Origin of the sequence: Prevotella sp. ICM33 (assembly GCF_000517825.1) — a bacterium.
Taxonomy (GTDB): domain Bacteria; phylum Bacteroidota; class Bacteroidia; order Bacteroidales; family Bacteroidaceae; genus Prevotella; species Prevotella melaninogenica.
On the sequence record NZ_JACD01000001.1, the window covers coordinates 36863 to 54991 of the forward strand.

Below are 18129 nucleotides of genomic sequence, written 5' to 3' on the forward strand. Positions count from 1 at the left end.
TTATGCAACAAGTAATCGAATTCGAGAGCTCTGCAAAACAACAGCAGCCTATCGACGTACGTGCTACGATACAGCGCAAAATTAAGTCTCTTAATCTTTGGCTCGACGCTAAAAGCGAGTTCTACAGCCGTATCTGCGAGTTCTCTGTTACCCGTCGTTTGGTAATTCGAGTTAACCTTGTATCTTTGTGCGTGATTGTAGCAGCTGTAGCCATCGAGCAGCAGCCTATTACATCCGTAGTTTCAACCCTCTGTGCAGGCTACTTAGTTTATCGTATGAACAAATCTGAAAAGAAAGGAGGCAAAAAATGAAAGACTTAACCCCAGCAGAAATGGAAATACAAATGGCTTTTCCCGATATGATGAAAATGACCGTAGAATTTGAAGTTGTATTTTCTAAGAAAGAAGTGGAAGAAAAGGGCAGAGAAATTGCTACCAGTTTACAAACCTATTTATTGCGGTATGAGCATCATGCAAGATCAGCAACGTTTTACTTTAGCGAAGAAGCAAAAAATATTGTCATAAATATGAAAGAAGGGCAAAAGGTAGAATTAGTGCAAAGAAATGTTGCTGGAAATATAATTCCAAGTCTTTGCAAAACAGGAATACTGGATGGCTTAAACGAAGTCGTAAATGTAGGGTATATAAGTGGCGATGCGTGTGTAAAAGTAAACTTTAATGGTAGTATAGATATGTATGCTATCTACTGTCTTAATTTTGGTAACCAACGCTCTTTAAATAAACAAGAAAAGAAAGGAGGCAAGGCATGATATTCATTTATAATTATTTCAAGGTTCCTGATGTTCCAAAAGACCTTGAACCGCTTTCCGAATTTATAAAGAAATATAACAAGGTTCTTGTAGCAGACATTGATACGTTTGCAGCATTTATCGATGAGGTGTATAAGAAGTTTAACTCGATTCCCAATGTGAATAAAAAATATACGCTCAATCTTTCTGATAGTTCTATCGCTATTGACGACAACGAAATTCCATTCTCGGTGATAAGTATAAGTTTCTCCGACATACTTGGCTTATGGGGTTTTCAGACTTTTGATAGTTCTACCCAGTGCGAACAGCAGAACCTTGAGATTTTTCCTGTCCCCGATAAAGGTGAAGCAATTTTCACTCTCCCAGATCATTTAAAAAGTATAATTAAGAAAGGAGGCAAGGCATGATATTCTTTGATTATTATTTCAAGGCACATTCTACCCCGAAGTACCTTGAGCCTGTTGTTATGTGTATGGAGCGACGTTACCAAGTCCTTATGGCAGATGACTCGACACTAAAGAAGTTTGTTGCAGAACTTACATCAGAATTGAATTCCATTCCAAAGGCAAAGGAAAGGTATAAAATCAAAGTCGATAAAGGCTATATCCATATCATTACTACTCACGAATTCACTGAAGCCGTTATACGTCTTCACTATAAAGAGGTTCTTTCTTTGGAAGGTTTCAGCGAGGACCTCTGTGAGAACCTTAATGAAGTGGCTGAGAAAGGAGGTGAGAAATGATATTTTTTGATTATTGCCTTATAGATTTTTCAATCTCAAAAGAGCTCGCACCGCTTGCTGACTGTCTGAAGAAATACCAAGGAGTTCTTGTAGCGGACGAAAAAGCATTCAACAAGGTTGTTGAAGACTTGGAAGAAAAATATCGTGCTATTCCAAAGGCTGAAGAAAGATTTCTTTTCAAGGTTAGCAAAGATCCTATCGGAGTTATCTCTGTTCGCAGAAACAACTCTACGAAGAAGTGTGTATTGCGCATCTATTTCACACCAGTACATGGTATGTTTGGTTTCGACTCTTCTCAAGAGTCTATTCAGCCAGTACCAGACGATGGCGACGAATATTATTCTTTGCCTGATCACATTAAAAGTAGTGTTCAGAAAGGGGGTGCGAAATGAAAATCATAACCGACCCTGCTGTTTATGACTACCATGCTGAAAAAGGCTTGTTCATACCGTTGGATGACTTCTGTTCAACACCAGGCCTTATAAAATCATTAAGAGATAATGTTAAGCGTCAACTCACTAAGGCGACATCTTATCTCGAATATTATAGAGGTGTTCATGAGGCAGGCGAAGCTTCTTCACGTCAACAAACAGCTATGGATAGTTGGGAAGAGCGAGTGAATAATCTTAAGAGTTCTTATAACACTCTGTCTGAAGTAAAGAAAATAATTGATTTAAAATGAAATACAAAATGAAAGCGTCTATCGTTAATCTCGACGAACAAACAACTGAGACCCTTCGAGCAATGCTCGACCCTGGTTATATCTCTGAGCGCACAGAACGCTTAGAAGCCATCGAGGGTTTTCTTATTGATCAATGGAGGGATGCTGGCAATATAAAGTCTGACACCGTTCTCACATTCCTCGACACTCTACGCTCACTGCGTAGGGATCTCAACTCATTTCTCACCTCGGTTGACCCGCACGGAGATACCGATAATCAAAAACAATAAAACCTTAAGACAATGACAACGAAGAAAGAAAACGACGAGCAGCCTATAACAGACATTAGTATATACATAGCTGCTTTATCAGCGACATATCGTCCAGCGTCGACACCAGCAGAAACAACTCACTTCTTCTCTACCCCCGAGGTAATAGATGCTATTCGCAATTTAGACCCTTCTGCTAAGGTGTGTGCAGAGCAAATAACCACAGCTCTTCTCAATGCAGGATATAAGTTCTGCAATCGACCTGGTGCGCAAGGGTTGGAATTCAAATGGATGTTCCGTGAAATATAAGTCTTTATAGTTATAGTTGTATTTTAAGTTATGGTTTTTGAGGGCAGTACGTCGTGAGACGTGCTGCTCTCGCTTTTTTGTCCTTTTCCCATTATTTTTCTCGTGTTATCTTTGTGTCATGATAACAGATCAATTCGTAAAGGATGAGTTCGTCTCTGAGATTCTTCGTCGTGATATCGGCATCATCTATAAGACGCAGGAAGAAGTTGCTAATCGCTACTTCAAGGAGCACACTGGAACTCTTCGAGACTTCTTATCTCGTCGTGCTTTCTCTCTTCAAGAATCGAACGGAAAGTTCACCCTTTATATCGGGGTTCTTTCTTATCTACGTTTCCTCGATATGCAATACCGCATTAACTATGCAGGCTTAAACAGTAAGCGAGCCAAGAAGCAGCGTGCTAAGTATGCTGTTTATAATAGAGTTGTATGGGGTGTTTTGTACAACGAAACTTTCCCTGATATTCAAGCAGGATTTACAAATGAAGTTCGTGCTGCTTGGCGAAAGAAAATGGAGGATGCACTTTCAAATCACATATTACCCACAGATAATCAATAGATATGAGCAAAATCAAAGAAGACCACGTTGCCTTGGTTATCGATGCTAAAACAGACAAGGCACAGCAGGAATTACGACAGCTTGAGCGTGCTACGCAGGACCTTAGTAAGGAAATGAAGGCTCGACAGAATCGAATGCTCGACCTCGAGGCAGCAGGTAAGAAAGAGACCGCTGAGTACAAACGCTTACAAGCAGAGGTGAAGAATTATAGTAATCAGATTGCTGATAATAATAAGAAACTGCGTGAACTTCGCTCTGCAATGGATGTCAATGCTATGACGATGTCACAGCTCAAGAAACATGCCAAGGAACTTCAGGCAGCACTGAATAATACTTCAAAGGCAGCGAATCCTAAAGAGTATGAGCACTTAGCGTCACAGCTTCGTAGCGTGAATGGACGTATATCAGAATTACGTCGTGATGCTTCTGGACTGACTGATTCTATGGGGAAACAGTCGTCTGGAATCATGGGCAAGTTTGAAGGTATGTTCTCATCTATCTCTGGTGGTTGGACAAAGCTCGTTGGTGTGGCTACCGCTGCTGTTGCTTCTATCTCTGCCGTGATAGAAGGAGCAAAGTGGTGGTATAATTACAATGTAGAGATTGAAGAGGCGCAGCGTCTGACACGTGAGTTCTTTAACATACAAGGTGACGAACTCGTCCACACACAGAGTCAGATATCAGCACTCGCTTCACAGATGGGTAAAGACTACAAGGAGGTTCTCGGTACAGTTGAATCTCTCACCAATCAATACGGTATATCTACGACTGAGGCTATTAATGCTATTAAGGACGGATTGCAGGCTGGTGCTGACCTTAACGGAACATTCCTCAGTCAGATTCAACAGTATGGACCAGCCTTTAGTGACGCTGGAGGTGCTGTTAATGACCTTGTAGCCAGTATCACACAGACACGCTCAGGTATATTCAATGAGGCAGGTATGGGTTTAATACAGACCGCTACAAACCGTATTCGTACTATGTCTTCAGCTACACAGAGCGCACTTAATTCTATCGGTATCTCAAGCAAGCAACTCGAAGCTGACCTTATATCAGGAAAGACCAGTATCTTAGAGGCTATTAAGATGATTTCAGGTAAGATTAAGGAGCTGCCTGAAAACTCTATGCAGGTGGGTCAAGTCATGAAGGCGGTCTTTGGCAAAACAGCGAGCAACGAGGGTATGAAACTCGTGAAGACCTTAGCAGATATGTCTACTAATATGGAGGAGCTGAAAGGCGTAACAGGCGAATACGGAGAACTCCAGCGTGAAGAGGTCGACGCACAAGCAGAACTTAACGAGAAGATGTCTAAGTTCTTCGGTCTTGGCGAACATGGCTTTGATGAACTTACAATGAAAGCTAAGATATTCGGAGTTAAAGCCTTGTCTAAGATTATCGACTACACAGTTAAAATCATTAACTACTTCATTGATTTATATAATGAATCTAAGGTGTTTCGTGCAGGCATTGAACACATTAAAAACAACTTCAAGAGTACATGGGAGGTATTCAAGTTTGGAGTTTATCTCGTAATTGATGGCTTCAAAGGTATGGGTCGAATGGCAAAGGCTTGGGCAAAGGTTATTGAAGGTGCTTTTTCGTTTGACGTCGATAAAATTACAACAGGTATCAAGGGACTTTGGGATGCCTACAAAGACACGTGGGTAGAAATTGGTAATGATGCCAAGAAGATGGCTGCAAATGTTCGTGACAATTTTATTGAAGCGATAAAAAACACTGGAAGCAATAAGAAGGTCGCTCATCTTTCAGTCGATGTAACACCCGATGTAAAAAATCATGCTGCAAATAAAAGTGGTTCTGGCGGAGGCAAAAGCACCATTGAAAATGGAATCAAAGATTCTAAAAAGAAAACTAAAACAAAAAAGGATAAAACCAAGAAGGGTCCAGACCCTGATGAAGTAGCAGCTAAACTTTTTTCTCATGATCGTGCTCAAGATATCGATGTTGAAAAGCGAAGTTATGATAAGAGTCTGAATGCCCTGAAAGAAGCTCTTGCGAAAAAGAGTCTTACGCAAGAGCAATACAGCGCATACGTAGCTGCTCTCAATATTCAGCATCAGAACAAACTTCTCGACATAGAGAAGGCATATTTGCAACGCTCTGAGAACTTAGTCTTCAAGGACGCTGCGAAAAAGAAAGCATTGCAGGAAGGTCAAGCTAAGGCTGTCGCTGATCAGCAGCAGGCAGCGAATACCGCTTATATCGAGGCTGAAAAAGAATACTACGAATCTCTTGAGAAGATTCAGGAGTCCGCACCTGCTAAACCACAGACGCTTAAAGAAGAATGTGATGCAAAGCTACTCCTCTTGGATGGATATTACCAGGCTTCCTTGCAAAGAGCAAAAGAGAATGGCGAACGTGAGAAGGAAGTTACAAAGGCTTACGAAGCTGCTAAGGCTGCAATCATCGTAGATTATGCGAAGAAAGCAGAGGAACAAAAGGCACAAGCACGACAGGAGTATGGGCTTGACACATTCGAAGACCAGTATGCCGCACGTCGTAAGAAGATAGAAAATGATAGTGTACTCAATGAGCAAGAACGCCAGCAGGCTCTTACTCTTCTTGATCAGCAGGCAGAAGAACACCGCCTTCAGATACGTCAGCAGTATGGTCTTGCTTCACAACAGGAACTCTATAATGCAGAGTTGGACCAGTTGAAGATGCACCTTCAGAATAAAGAGATATCTGAAGAAGAATATGAAGAGGCAGTGAAGAATATGAAGATTGCCAAGATGAAGGAGGCATTCGATTTTTACTCTAACCTCTCCAGTGGAGCTGTTCAGGCACTACAGCAAGCGGAGGAAGCGAACGTTGATGCGAAGTATGATGCGGAGATTGAGGCAGCAAAGAAAGCAGGTAAAGATACTACGGAGCTTGAGAAGAAGAAGGCTAATGAGAAGCTGAAGATACAGAAGAAATATGCGGATGTTAACTTCGCTATTCAAGCAGCGCAGATTATCGCATCAACTGCTTCTGCAATTGCTAAGACATTCTCTGAATTGGGTTTCCCTGCTGGTATTCCTGCTGCTGCCTTGATGGGTATCACGGGTGCAGCACAGCTTGCAGCTGCTCTTGCAGAGCGCAATAAGGTGAAGCGAATGACGCTAAGCGGAGCAGGTGGTTCTGCCTCTGCTTCAGGTGCACGTGTCGCAACAGGTCTTGAGTCTGGTGGTAGTATCGATGTAGAGCGCAAGCAGGATGGCAAAATGTTCCGTGCGGACTACGACCCCGACAAACGTGGATTCATCGATAGACCTACCGTCATCGTAGGAGAAGGCGGATACGGGCATAGTAAGGAGTGGGTTGCTTCGAACGCAGCTGTAGAGAACCCTACGATAGCTCCATTCATTGACATTATCGACCGTGCACAGCGTGCAGGAACTATCCGCACCCTCGATATGAATAAGTTTCTCATTCAGCAGGCGCAAGGTCGTGCCTCTGGTGGATATGTCACGCCAACAGTTAATGATGTGCGTGGTGTGGTTAAAGATTCCTACAAGGATACACTCATTGAGCGATTAACCGATGTTCTTGACCGATTGTCTGTTGACGGCATCCCTGCATCAGTCTCTCTTAATGAGATAGAACAGAAGCAGCAGCTACAAGACAAGGCACGAAGATTCGGAAGTAAATAGACTTAACACCTTACATAGTAATGAAGATAACTAACATAGAAAAGGGCGAAGACTACAACCTCAAGCCCGACACACAGATCCAGGTTGAACGAACCAATCCATTCTTCAATGATTACGGAGAACAGACGACACCGCTCGAACTCCCAGCATCCGAGCGTAACCGCAGGATACTTGGTTTCCCTGACTCGTTCGGTCGACGAGTGAAGATGACTGCTACAGATGTCGCGATACAAGATGGTGAGTACTTCGCTCAATGTAGGCAGGTGGTGCTGTCAGCTCAATACAAGGGTGGAATATCAACCTCCTTCTACATTAACGATGGCTCCTTCTATTCAAGGATTCAGAAGGTGAAGCTCAAGGACATCTTCAAGGGGGAGTTTATTCCTGGTGTGAACACTGTAGAAGAAGGGATTAATTTTTGTCGTAATCTTCGCAATAACTCTAATGAGCATTACGGTATCTTTCCAGTGCTTTTCACGGATGATTCTGGACAAAAGGAAGGTCTTAATTATAAGGTGTTGAATGGGTTTGGTAAGGAAAAGGTGTTGAGATACGACAAAATCTACGACTTCCTTCCAGAGGTACCTTCAGTTACATCGTTTCACCCCGATATGAGCGGTGAGGGCTGTGACTTCTATAATGCTGTACAGCGCACAGAGTATGTCAATGACGTACCTATCACGCTCGCACCAGGATATTATATGTCGCCATTCATCCGTGCGAACTATCTTCTGAAGCGTGTCTTCGCTTACTTTGGGTATGATCTGCAAGAGAACTTCTTTACTCGCACAGAACCATTCAATAAGATGGTGGTCGTAAACAATGTTATGGACGTGCTGGTAAATGGAAAGATAAAGGTTGCTGACCTTGTACCTGATATTACTTGTGCGGATTTCATCTCTGTTTTTCGTAAGAAGTTCTGCTGTGAGTTCACCTCTGATGAAGGTAAGCGCATTGCAGATATCATCTTCTTGCGTGATGCGCTGAACGAAGCTCCGAACACCGACCTTACGCATTGCGTAACCCAAGAACCTACGCTCTCTTATAAGTCAGAGAACGACTATAAGCGTGTTACACTCTCAGCGGAGGAGAAGGTAGACTCTGAAATATCAGAATCCTACGATGATATAGACAGCTTAGTCAAGGCGAATCCGAACGCTTACTTCGACCCTGTCGATGGAGCTATTTATAAGACTGGATGGTCTGGTGACTTCCAAGTGACGGTGAAGATAGGCGAAGCATCGCAAGACTACAACACTGGCGAAACACTTGAAGCAAAAGAGATAAAGGTTCCTGAACTTATACCAGAGTTGCGCATCCTTAGCTATAAGGCTACTATCAAGGAGGAAGACTTTATCTATGATATGGGTAAATTCCTCTACGTAGGTTCGTACATGTCGCTCAATTCGAAGATGGTTGTTGCAACAGAACCAAAGGAGAACACCTCGGAATCTGCCAACAAACAAAAGACGATACTCGCCTTTAGTTATCTTTCAGACGGTCGTCCAGCAGGAACTATCTCTGCTTACGATGTGAATGCACCTTCACATCCTCGAATCTTCGATTATGCTTTGCATTACAATGGTCCACAAGGCATCTTCGAAAAGTTCTACCGTGAATATGACTTGCTGCTGCGCAATTCACTTCACGACATGAAGGTGAAGCTACTGCTCTCTCAGTCGCAGAAACAGAACCTATCCTCTTATGCTAAGGTTGTTATTCGTGGTGTGCCGTTCTTTTTCAATAAACTCAAGTTCACACTTGGAGGAAAGAATGAGCCTGTAGAGTCAGAGCTGTACACGGTATCGCTTATGGAACCGACCATCACCGCTCCTACTATCAATGAGCAACTCAAGGCTATGGATGTGAAGTATAAGTGGGTGGGAAAAGAGAAACGAACATCTGTCAGCTGGGAAGAATACAAGGCTGCTGATCGAGAACGATACAAATCCTTCGTCACGGTCTACCCTCCTCTACCTTCAGCTGAGTATGTTGGTGTGCAATATGGTAAGCAGCGTTCATATACTGAGCGAATAACTCGAGAAGGTGGCTGGTTCAGACACGGAGAGTACGAATACACTCGAACGGAGGTGTGGTTGGAGTGCGTGCCGATATAGAAAGCATAGCTTTCGATGATCAAAAGCATAGCTTTGGATGATAGAAAGCATAGCTTTGGACGATCAAAAGCATAGCTTTCGATGGAGCGTGAGTCTGTCCTTTATCCTTTCTTATTTATATCGTACTTTTGCGTTAAACAATTCGCACATGGATATTATTCTTAAACCTGATTCACTCAGCCTGACGGGCTCAATGAATCACTTTATCATATCAAGCACGCAAGAGGTTACATTCATTCTGAAGTATGCAGACTCGAATGAAATCATTGTGCAACATACCTACACGCCAAACAAGGCTAAGCGCATAGAGATAGACTTAGAGAACATCATCACTCCGCTGCTATCTTTTCAGCTCCAGGAGTCGACTACAATTTATCGTCAACCGAATATTGCTCGTGAGTTCCTTGTTAATCTCATCGAAGATAAGACAGCTGCTCAAGAGTCATGGCAATTCACGGTACTCCGTGCTGGTATCGACAACTTCGCTGACACCGCTTCAAGTTGGTTGAAACGTAACTTCTTGACGTGGCAGCCTACCGTCAAGCCTGTTACCTATTACACACCAGAGTTTCTTAGTTACTACGCTGTCGAGGACTGTGTTGCGAAGTGTCGTGCGTATATAGAAGAGAACGGTAGTTATGTTCAGACAGACATCGAGCTCGGCAACCTCTCTCACGGTAAGGTGTGGACGATTCCGATGCAATATGGTGTCATCGCTGGCAAGTTAGGCAAGATGCCAAGCTACTATGACGTATGGATAGAAGATGCTGCTGGAACTCGACTCACCTACATTCAGAGATACTATGCTTCAGATATTCGTAGCGAAGAAGAACAGTGGGTACTCTTTGAAAACTCTCTGGGTGGTATCGACACCTTCCGTGCGTATGGTGATGCAGAGAACACAGCGAAACACACGCACAACGTAGCTGAGATTGAGAACGACTCAGAAGAGTATCGTGTTGACACAGTCAGAGAACACAAGAAGAATACTGGCTTCCTCTCTAAGGAGGAGCGCAAATGGTTGCTCGACTTCTTCCCTTCCTTGGGCAAGTTCCTCTACACAGGCAACTATGTACGTCGCATTGTCGTTACAGAGAGCGACGTAAGTTGGCAGACAAAAGACCTCCCTTCATCTTATACATTTACCTATAAGTACGCAGATGCACGTCCTTACCTGAATATTACCAGGTCAGAGGACGCTGCACCTGCAATGTTGGATATCAAGATACCTGATGTTGGGTCTTTTACCATCGCCCCACGCTTAGTTGAGCTTGAGCGACTACCGCTGAGCAGTGGGGCTTTATTTCCAGTTCAGAGTCCTTACTCTGACAAGTGGAATATTACCACAGCTGAAGCTATCCTTGAGTGGTTCTCTCGTGAGGTTACCGCTGCTTACAAGGGTGATGGAGCGTTCGGACACCGCCACGACAATATGTCGGTACTGAATGCGCTCGATCGTATTGGTGGTTACCTTACCTTGGATGCGCAGAAGATACTCGCTGGATTAGCTGACGAAGCAAAGTCTGCTCGCACGCTTGACCCTAAGAGTGTCGACTGGGAGAAGATCGTTCGCACCGATCAAGATACCATCGTTAACTCACTGACTACATTCATGAAGGGTATCGTGTTTGGTAAGTCGGTGCGTGGTGAGTCTGGTATATCCATCTATCAGGATGAAGAAGGTAACTGGCATCTTGATGCAGAGTATCTGCACGTGCATCGTAAGCTCACCGCAGAAGAGGTTGAGATAATGAAGACCTCACACATCAAGGGTAAGATTGTGAACTCTGCTGGTAGCTTCGTGATATCTAAGATAGAGAGGATTGTAGGTGCATGGCGATGCTACTTCCGTCAGCAGGATAGTGAGGGTCGTAGGGTGTATAACTCTATGCAGGTGGATGACCTCGCACTGTGCGAGACATTCAACTTGATTGATGCAGACGGTCAGTTGTCTAATCACTATTGGCATAGGCGTGTTGTTGAAGTCGGTGTTGATTATGTTGACATCGCAGACAATACGAATGTTGATTACTACGCAAGTGGTAGCGATACTCCGCAGGTGGGTGACGAGGTTGTGCAGTTGGGTCACCTCACAAATGAGGAAAGACAGAGTGCTATCATACAATCAGCAGCAGGTGAGGGTGCGCCTTTCTTTAAAATCATAAAGGGTATCAATAGCTTTACCCTTCCTCGTCCTATATTCTTATTCGACAAACAGAACTTCGAAATACGTGTTGAAAACCCTGCTAATCGTAGTGAGTATATCCGCCTGCAAGACTTCTTAGAGTCTATGCAGGGACGTATTAGCTCGGTTATGCAGCAGTCAGATAGGAATATCACCTTCTACTTCGGTGATGCTGTTCCTTCATTGACGAATGAGCCGGCTAATGAGTGGACGGACGACGAAACGAAAGAAATGCACGAGCATGATGTCTACTATAATCGCTCTTATGTCGAGACAGGTGGCGGTCGCTCATACTCATTCGAGAAAAACCAAGATGGGTCTTTTGCCTGGAAAGAAATAACCGACGCAGACGTATTGAAGTCTCTTGAAGCAGCACAGCGTGCGCAGGACACAGCAGATGGTAAGCGACGAGTGTTCGTGCAAGCTATACCAGTTCCTCCATACGATGCAGGCGATCAGTGGACCAATGCTACGTTCGGTGATAAGTATCGTAACGACTTGCTTGTTTGCATTCAGCCAAAGAAAAAGGGTGAAGAGTTTAGCATCGAAGATTGGCAGTCTGCACAACATTATACTACTAAACAGTTCGAGGCTGAGTTTAATGTTGGTGGTAAATCAATCTCCGCCTTTGTGAAAGACTTGCGTACTGGTCTTGAAGCTGTAGGTATGCACATGGATGGTGAGAATAGCTCTTTCACCGTCAATGCAAAGAACTTCAAGGTTCAAACTCCAGAGGGTAAGGTTGCGTTCGTAGCTTCAGATGGAACGATTGATGCTTCTCGTGTACGTATGCGATGTGAACACGGTTCAATTTACTTCGGTGAAGTTGACGGGTATCCGAACATCATTCTTACGAATGAACTCGGACAGCCGCAGATAATGCTTAATCATCGTGGTATAGTGAATAAGTATGGAGTAGATATGGAGTTGATTAATGCCAGCAGATACTTCGTTAGCAAGCGTGATGGTAAGGCTTATCTCGGTGTTAATATCATTGTAAAAATCACCAATAGAGGTTTTCAACAGAATACCTATGGCGGTGGTGATATTAAGTTGACTGCTACGCTTGATGATAAGTCACATGAATATATAACCTTACAGTTAGGAAAGCAGTACACAGGCGACGATAAGGCTATAGTTGCAGCTACAACTCCGATCACACTTAAGATTGGAGAGAGTGGAGAACTTATTTATGGCGGATTGTTCGAGATTGGCTCTACAAGTGGAGGTGCGGTTGTAGCTCAAAAGATGTCTTACTCTGTGCGGTCTGTTTATTACGACACGGTTATTACGAAGTCGTATGTTTCAGAATTAGGCGGAAATAACTTCTCTTCTGATAGTGGTGGAAATCTAATCAACCCTTCGAATGGCGACGAGCCACCAGCTGTTATACCAGCACCTAATATGGATGTTTAACTAAATAAAATAGTGATATGAAAAGTTTAGATTGTATTTACAGGATTTTTGAAAGGCTCGCTGCCATTGGTAGCGATAAGTATCTGCACATGTTTGCTGGTCTTGTCGTTTCTATGATTGTGTGCAAAGCCTTACATGCTATTGATGTGTACTTAATCTTCGCATTGGTACCAGCATTCTTCGTCATGACAGGAAAAGAGAGTGTCGATTACTACTACAGAAAGGAGCAGTTCGATTGGCTCGACGTCTGTGCAGGTATGCTTGGTGCGATCGTGGGTGTTTTTCTTTTCCTATTGTAAAGGAGGTGTTCGTATGGATATAGTTGAATTACAGTTTACACCAGAGTTTATTCACTCTGTAGCTACACATCTTATAACATGTGTCGTGATGTGGGCTTTGGTTGTTAGCGCAGCCTTCATCGACTTGTGGGATAGGGTTTATACGCAAAATAAGTTGAAGAAGCCTTTGACTTCGCACCTTATGCGCAAGACGCTTGGTAAGATTGGTGAGTATTGGCGATTTCTTCTTATCGCCTTGATTATCGATGTCGTGATTTTCACGTCTTGTTCTCTGTTAGGTGTTAAGACTTTCCCTATCTGTACATTACTGTTCTCTGCTTCCTTACTCATCATAGAAACAAAGAGTCTCATTGAACATGCAAGAGAGAGAAAGAGTACTGCTGCTGATATGCAGCGCATCATTCAATCAGTCGTTAGTGCAGCTTCAGATAGAGATGCAAAGAAAGTTATTCAGTATGTCGCTGACTACATTGGTGAAGAGAAAAATGTAAATCAAAAAATAGAAGAATAGTATGGCAAATTTTTCAATAGCAGAGCTGGTACAATCCAGCACTGCTGAACAACTCAAGATAAACAATAACCCTCCTTCTATTGTGAAGGTTCACCTTACAGAAACGATTACTCTTTTAGAGAGTATTCGTGTAGAATGGGGTAAGTTTTGCGAGGCTCACAAACTCGAGAACCCTGCTATCCGTGTAACAAGTGGCTACCGCTCACCAGAATTGAATAAGGCTGTAGGCGGTGTGAAGACCTCCGCACATGTCGAGGGCTACGCTGCTGACTTGCAGCCTGTCAATGGTAAGCAGACTGAGTTTGAACGATTCATGGCTAACGAGTTCTCCAAGATGGGGTACTCCTACGATCAAATTATCGTGGAAAGGAGTAAGACTTCAAGGTGGGTGCATGTTGCCTACAAGAATACCGACGGACGACAGAGGAGACAGTGTTTCAAACTTAAAGTGTAACAAAGTGAGGGAGAAAAACTCCCTCACCTAAATCGAAAGAGTATGAATAGATCTATAAATACATCTTGTAAACTATTAATTTGCGTCCTTGTAACAATGTGCGTTGGCTGTCGGACAAAGAAGTCGGTCGCTATTGAAAGCGTCAAGCAAACGTATAATAGTGAGCAGGTGACAACAGAGCGAAACGAAAAGCATATATCGCTTATCGACACAACTAACATAGACGAACTAACAAGTGTAATACGTGAGTTTGTTTTTGAAGTTCCTTGCCTGGAGGATAGTTCTGCTGCCAACGCAAATGTCGGGAGCAAAGTGCCAATGGTTGAATATAAAGCCGACGGCAGAATCATAATTAATCGTGGTTTGAAATCGATTAAAGAGCGAATTGAAAGCCGCAGAAACGAAAAAAGAGGGCTGTCAGAGAAAAAGGATAGTGCTGCTAACAAGCAGACTAATACGAAAGTCAACTTCTCTGAAAACAAACGACATAAAGATAAGCACGTTGAGCAGGTGCAGATAGCAGAGCCTTTCAGATGGTGGCAAATTATAATGGGCTTGCTGGTGTTGTCTATTGTTGTCTTTGGACTAAAATTTAAGCCAAGTATAAAAGGCTTCCTTCTCAAGATTTTCAACAGAATAAATTAACGTGTTGAATGAAGCACATCAAGGTCTATATAACAGAGAGCCGTACGAAAAATAACCGCTTCGCACAAGCTTCTATCCGTGGCATCGAAGATAATACGGGTGAGAGTTATTCTTCCTCTCACCCTAAACTACTTCAAGACATCATATGTCACGCTCTATCTCTTGCACATGGAGTTGATATAGAAGGCAACAACGGTTTTACTTATACATTCCCATTCAAGCTATCATAATATGTCAATAGAAAAACTCTACTTAGAACATAAACGGACAGGCGGACGACTGACCGCTGACGAATTTAACAAGTTGCCCGAGAAGGTCAACGAGTTAATCGACGCACAGAACTCCGAGGAGGAACGTGTGAAGAAGACGATTGCGAAGAACCGTCCATCGCTCGGACAGATTTCAAACGTGAACACAGAGGTTGACGAACTCACATCTGAGACATGTGTACTCGTATGGAATGGTGATCAGTGGGTCCCAATGAAGTTATCTGAACTTAATATTGGGCAAGGTGGTGGAGGACAGCAGCAATCTATTCTCTATTACTTACGTGCTGTCAATCAGTCTCCTTCTACTACTCTCTCTGCATCTAAGTCAGCAGGTGAGTGTACGATTAAGTTTATGTTCGTGTCAAGAACTAAGGATGTAGGACAGGCGGATTATATTGATAGCGGTGAGTGGGGAACGTACGAAATTTTCGCTAAGGCAGGTGATGGTACGTTCGTATCTAAGGCTCGTGGTAGATGTCAGTCGAACACCATTACAACTGTTGATGTATTCAAGTTCCTCGAATCAGGACAAAACAATATCATGGTGAAGATTACAGGTGAAGTGACGGGTCAGACCTCTCCTGCTTTAGTATATTCAATCACACTGTCGGCTCTATTCCTTTCAATATCAGAGTTCAACTGGTGGAAGGCATACCAAGGTGATATTGTATTACCTTGCTACATCAGCGGTAACATCAGTAAGACACTACACGTGAAGATTACAGGTGAAGGCTACGAGCAGACGTATGAGCGACAGTTCGGTACCGCAACTTATACCTCGTCGCCAGTGGCATATACCGTGCCATTTACGAATAAGACGGGTCTGTTTCATCTGTCTGCTTGGCTATCTAATGAAGACAACACCGTTCAGACTACTCCAGTAGGTTACGACTTTATGGCGGTGGCTAATAACGAAGCTGTGAAGATGGTAGTCGTCAATAACAAGGCAGAGAAGCTGCTGAACTGGTATGAAAACAAGGTGTTGGAATATGCTGTATATGACGGCAAGGCTGTTACGACACCACTGTCAATCTTGATGAAGAAAGATAACGAGATCCTTCAAGAGAATGTGTCTAAAAACACACTGACACAAACCAAGATGCAATATACCTTATCTCTTGAGGTCGAGACAATCGATAACTCTGACTTTACAGCGTTAATCGGATTCAGAACTCTCCCAACAGACGAGGTGCGTTTGCGTGATGCAATTCCTTTCCCAGTGGATAACTCGCAGGGTTACTCTGCTACTGCTGGAGCGGTGTTTTATTTCAATGCGAAGAACAGAAACAACACTGACACCGACCGCAACATTCTTCGCAATCTCATCAACTCTGATCATGTAGGTTCTAATTGGCAGAACGTAGCCTTCTCACGTGACGGCTGGGTGACGGATGATGAAGGTGCACGCACATTGCGTTTGCTCGCAGGTTCTCGCCTTACTATCGATTACAAGCCTTTCGCTAAGGAGGCAGCACAATCGGGTAAGACCATCGAAATTGACTATCAGATTAACAACACATCTGATTACAATGCAGAGTGCATCTCGATATCTATGCCTTACCAGAAGGGTTATATCGGATTAAAGGTTAAGCCGTCTTCTATTATGTTCGCAACTCGTAGTGAGCGTAATGCTGATGTGCAGGCAATGAATACAGATGATGGTGTGCGTATTCGTCTGGCACTCGTAATTAGTCCTAAGAAGTACACGTATGTACTCAATGGAAACACCTATTACTTGAACCTCGTCTATCTCTACATTGACGGTATCGAAGCTCGTAAGTTCGCTTACTTGCTTACCGACTCCATGCAGATAGGTTCAGGCGGTGGCATCGTCATAGGCTCTGATAAAGCGGATGTTGATTTGTATTCTATTCGTGTGTATGACAGTGCAATGGACGCTGCTAACGTCCATCAAGATTATATCAATGCCTTGTCGACCGTAGGTGAGAAGAGTGCTGAAAAGTTAGACAATGACATCTACGATACGCTCGGTACCACGGTAGACTTTGACAAGGTGCGTGGTAAGGTAAATGTCTTTACTTTTGATAAGCCATTGCCTGCGTATGAATATGGTAAATCATACAAGCCTAAAGGCACGTTGGAAATCTATCCGAAAGATGGCAATACGAATCTTCTTCGTTTGACGATTACCAATTTTCAAATGCAAGGGCAGGGTACGTCGTCAATGCTTTACTACTTTTGGAACTGGAAAGGGAAATTGTCTTATGATTCGACTGTCATCTATGAAGATGGTCAGACCGCTCAAAAGAAGTTCAAGTTTTTCATGAACCTTTCAAAAATATCTAAACTGACAGGAAAGAAGAACACTGCATCTTCTATGCAATACCACAAGATGGGCTCTGTGAACTCATTTACCGACTTATGGAAAGCTGTTGGCTTAACTAATGAAGGTGTCGAACAGAACAGCGAAGCAAGAGTATCTATCTATCAAGAGACATTCGTTGGATTTGAGAAGCAGACGGCAGAGGACGGAACAGTTACATACAAGTTCGTCGGTCTCTTTACACTCGGACCCGACAAAGGTGATGCTGCGACCTTTGGATATGACAAGGACCTTTTTCCAGACCTCTTATCTATCGAAGGTTCTGATAACTCGCCACGCTTGACTCTCTTTCAAGTACCTTGGGACAAACGAAGAATCCGCTACAATACGGAAGAAGAAGCCTATCAGTACCAAGTCTCTGAACTCTCTTGGGAGAACTGTTGGGATTTGGATTACGCTAACCTCCCTGCAGATGATAAGACTACAGCAGACAATGAAACCCGTCAGCGAGCAGAGCAGCTCGTAGAGTCGTATATCACAGCTTATAATATTATCTATTCGTGTAACACATTCATTGAGCCATTCAATGGTACACTTGACGAGTTAAATGCTGATCCACACTCGACGCACATTGAGTATTGGATTGCGAAAGAAGGTGATCCTAATCAATACAACCTATACTATTACGATAGCTTGTATAAGAAGTTCTGCCCTTCAACACTCGACAGCGGTGTGTCGGTGGTTAATCTCCGTCAGCAGTTAGTCGGAGATAAGTACGGATTGCCAGAGTCTGTGTTCAACTCGATTAGTGACGCAGCCCAGCTCAATGAGTTATTCAAGGCAGCACGTATTCAGAAGTTCCGTGCAGAGCAGTCGCAGTACTGGGATATCAGTGACCTACTTTATCATCAACTATATGTTGAAACGGTGGCAGCGACCGACAACTGCGCAAAGAACATATACCCGTATAACTTTAATGCAGAATGA

The 18129-nt window shown here is 43.4% G+C and carries 18 protein-coding genes; all 18 read left to right on the forward strand.

Features of this window, described 5'->3' with window-relative positions; translation table 11 throughout:
- Positions 1-2: 2 nt before the first annotated feature.
- The 18 genes from HMPREF1505_RS00215 (at position 3) to HMPREF1505_RS00300 (ending at position 18129) form a co-directional block, all read left to right on the forward strand.
- A complete protein-coding gene (locus HMPREF1505_RS00215) occupies positions 3-311 on the forward strand; it encodes a hypothetical protein (protein ID WP_036921034.1) in 309 nt (102 codons plus the stop codon).
- On the forward strand, positions 308-769 hold the full coding sequence (locus HMPREF1505_RS00220) for a hypothetical protein (RefSeq protein WP_036920805.1): 462 nt from the start codon (positions 308-310) through the stop codon (positions 767-769). The genes HMPREF1505_RS00215 and HMPREF1505_RS00220 overlap by 4 nt, the downstream gene beginning before the upstream one ends.
- Positions 766-1176, forward strand: a complete 411-nt coding sequence (locus HMPREF1505_RS00225) for a hypothetical protein (protein ID WP_036920810.1) — start codon at positions 766-768, stop codon at positions 1174-1176. Before HMPREF1505_RS00220 ends, HMPREF1505_RS00225 begins: the two co-directional genes overlap by 4 nt.
- On the forward strand, positions 1173-1511 hold the full coding sequence (locus HMPREF1505_RS00230; RefSeq protein ID WP_036920812.1) for a hypothetical protein: 339 nt from the start codon (positions 1173-1175) through the stop codon (positions 1509-1511). Before HMPREF1505_RS00225 ends, HMPREF1505_RS00230 begins: the two co-directional genes overlap by 4 nt.
- Positions 1508-1903, forward strand: coding sequence for a hypothetical protein (locus HMPREF1505_RS00235; protein WP_036920817.1), 396 nt, complete (start codon positions 1508-1510; stop codon positions 1901-1903). Before HMPREF1505_RS00230 ends, HMPREF1505_RS00235 begins: the two co-directional genes overlap by 4 nt.
- Complete coding sequence (locus HMPREF1505_RS00240; protein ID WP_036920822.1) at positions 1900-2193, forward strand: hypothetical protein; 294 nt, start codon at positions 1900-1902, stop codon at positions 2191-2193. Before HMPREF1505_RS00235 ends, HMPREF1505_RS00240 begins: the two co-directional genes overlap by 4 nt.
- Entirely contained in the window at positions 2190-2462 is a 273-nt protein-coding gene (locus HMPREF1505_RS00245) for a hypothetical protein (RefSeq protein WP_231480307.1), read from the forward strand. Before HMPREF1505_RS00240 ends, HMPREF1505_RS00245 begins: the two co-directional genes overlap by 4 nt.
- A gap of 12 nt (positions 2463-2474) precedes the next feature.
- The gene (locus tag HMPREF1505_RS00250) at positions 2475-2750 is read left to right on the forward strand and encodes a hypothetical protein (protein WP_036920824.1); all 276 of its coding nucleotides are present in this window, start codon (positions 2475-2477) and stop codon (positions 2748-2750) included.
- 118 nt (positions 2751-2868) lie between these two features.
- Positions 2869-3306 (forward strand): hypothetical protein, encoded by a 438-nt coding sequence (locus HMPREF1505_RS00255; RefSeq protein WP_036920828.1) that lies wholly within the window; start codon positions 2869-2871, stop codon positions 3304-3306.
- Between the two features lie 2 nt (positions 3307-3308).
- Positions 3309-6962, forward strand: coding sequence for a hypothetical protein (locus HMPREF1505_RS00260; protein ID WP_036920830.1), 3654 nt, complete (start codon positions 3309-3311; stop codon positions 6960-6962).
- 20 nt (positions 6963-6982) lie between these two features.
- Positions 6983-9079, forward strand: coding sequence for a hypothetical protein (locus HMPREF1505_RS00265; protein ID WP_036920832.1), 2097 nt, complete (start codon positions 6983-6985; stop codon positions 9077-9079).
- 148 nt (positions 9080-9227) lie between these two features.
- Entirely contained in the window at positions 9228-12680 is a 3453-nt protein-coding gene (locus HMPREF1505_RS12575; RefSeq protein WP_051412279.1) for a hypothetical protein, read from the forward strand.
- Between the two features lie 17 nt (positions 12681-12697).
- On the forward strand, positions 12698-12979 hold the full coding sequence (locus tag HMPREF1505_RS00275; protein ID WP_036920835.1) for a hypothetical protein: 282 nt from the start codon (positions 12698-12700) through the stop codon (positions 12977-12979).
- Positions 12980-12992: 13 nt separating this feature from the next.
- Entirely contained in the window at positions 12993-13490 is a 498-nt protein-coding gene (locus tag HMPREF1505_RS00280; RefSeq protein ID WP_036855613.1) for a hypothetical protein, read from the forward strand.
- 1 nt (position 13491) lies between these two features.
- Positions 13492-13944: a D-Ala-D-Ala carboxypeptidase family metallohydrolase gene (locus tag HMPREF1505_RS00285; RefSeq protein ID WP_036920837.1), complete on the forward strand. Its 453-nt coding sequence runs from the start codon at positions 13492-13494 to the stop codon at positions 13942-13944.
- 42 nt (positions 13945-13986) lie between these two features.
- Complete coding sequence (locus HMPREF1505_RS00290; RefSeq protein ID WP_036920839.1) at positions 13987-14589, forward strand: hypothetical protein; 603 nt, start codon at positions 13987-13989, stop codon at positions 14587-14589.
- 8 nt (positions 14590-14597) lie between these two features.
- Positions 14598-14819 carry a hypothetical protein gene (locus HMPREF1505_RS00295; protein ID WP_036920841.1) on the forward strand — a complete coding sequence of 74 codons (222 nt, stop codon included), beginning with the start codon at positions 14598-14600 and terminating at the stop codon, positions 14817-14819.
- A 1-nt stretch (position 14820) separates the two neighbouring features.
- A complete protein-coding gene (locus HMPREF1505_RS00300; RefSeq protein WP_231480308.1) occupies positions 14821-18129 on the forward strand; it encodes a hypothetical protein in 3309 nt (1102 codons plus the stop codon).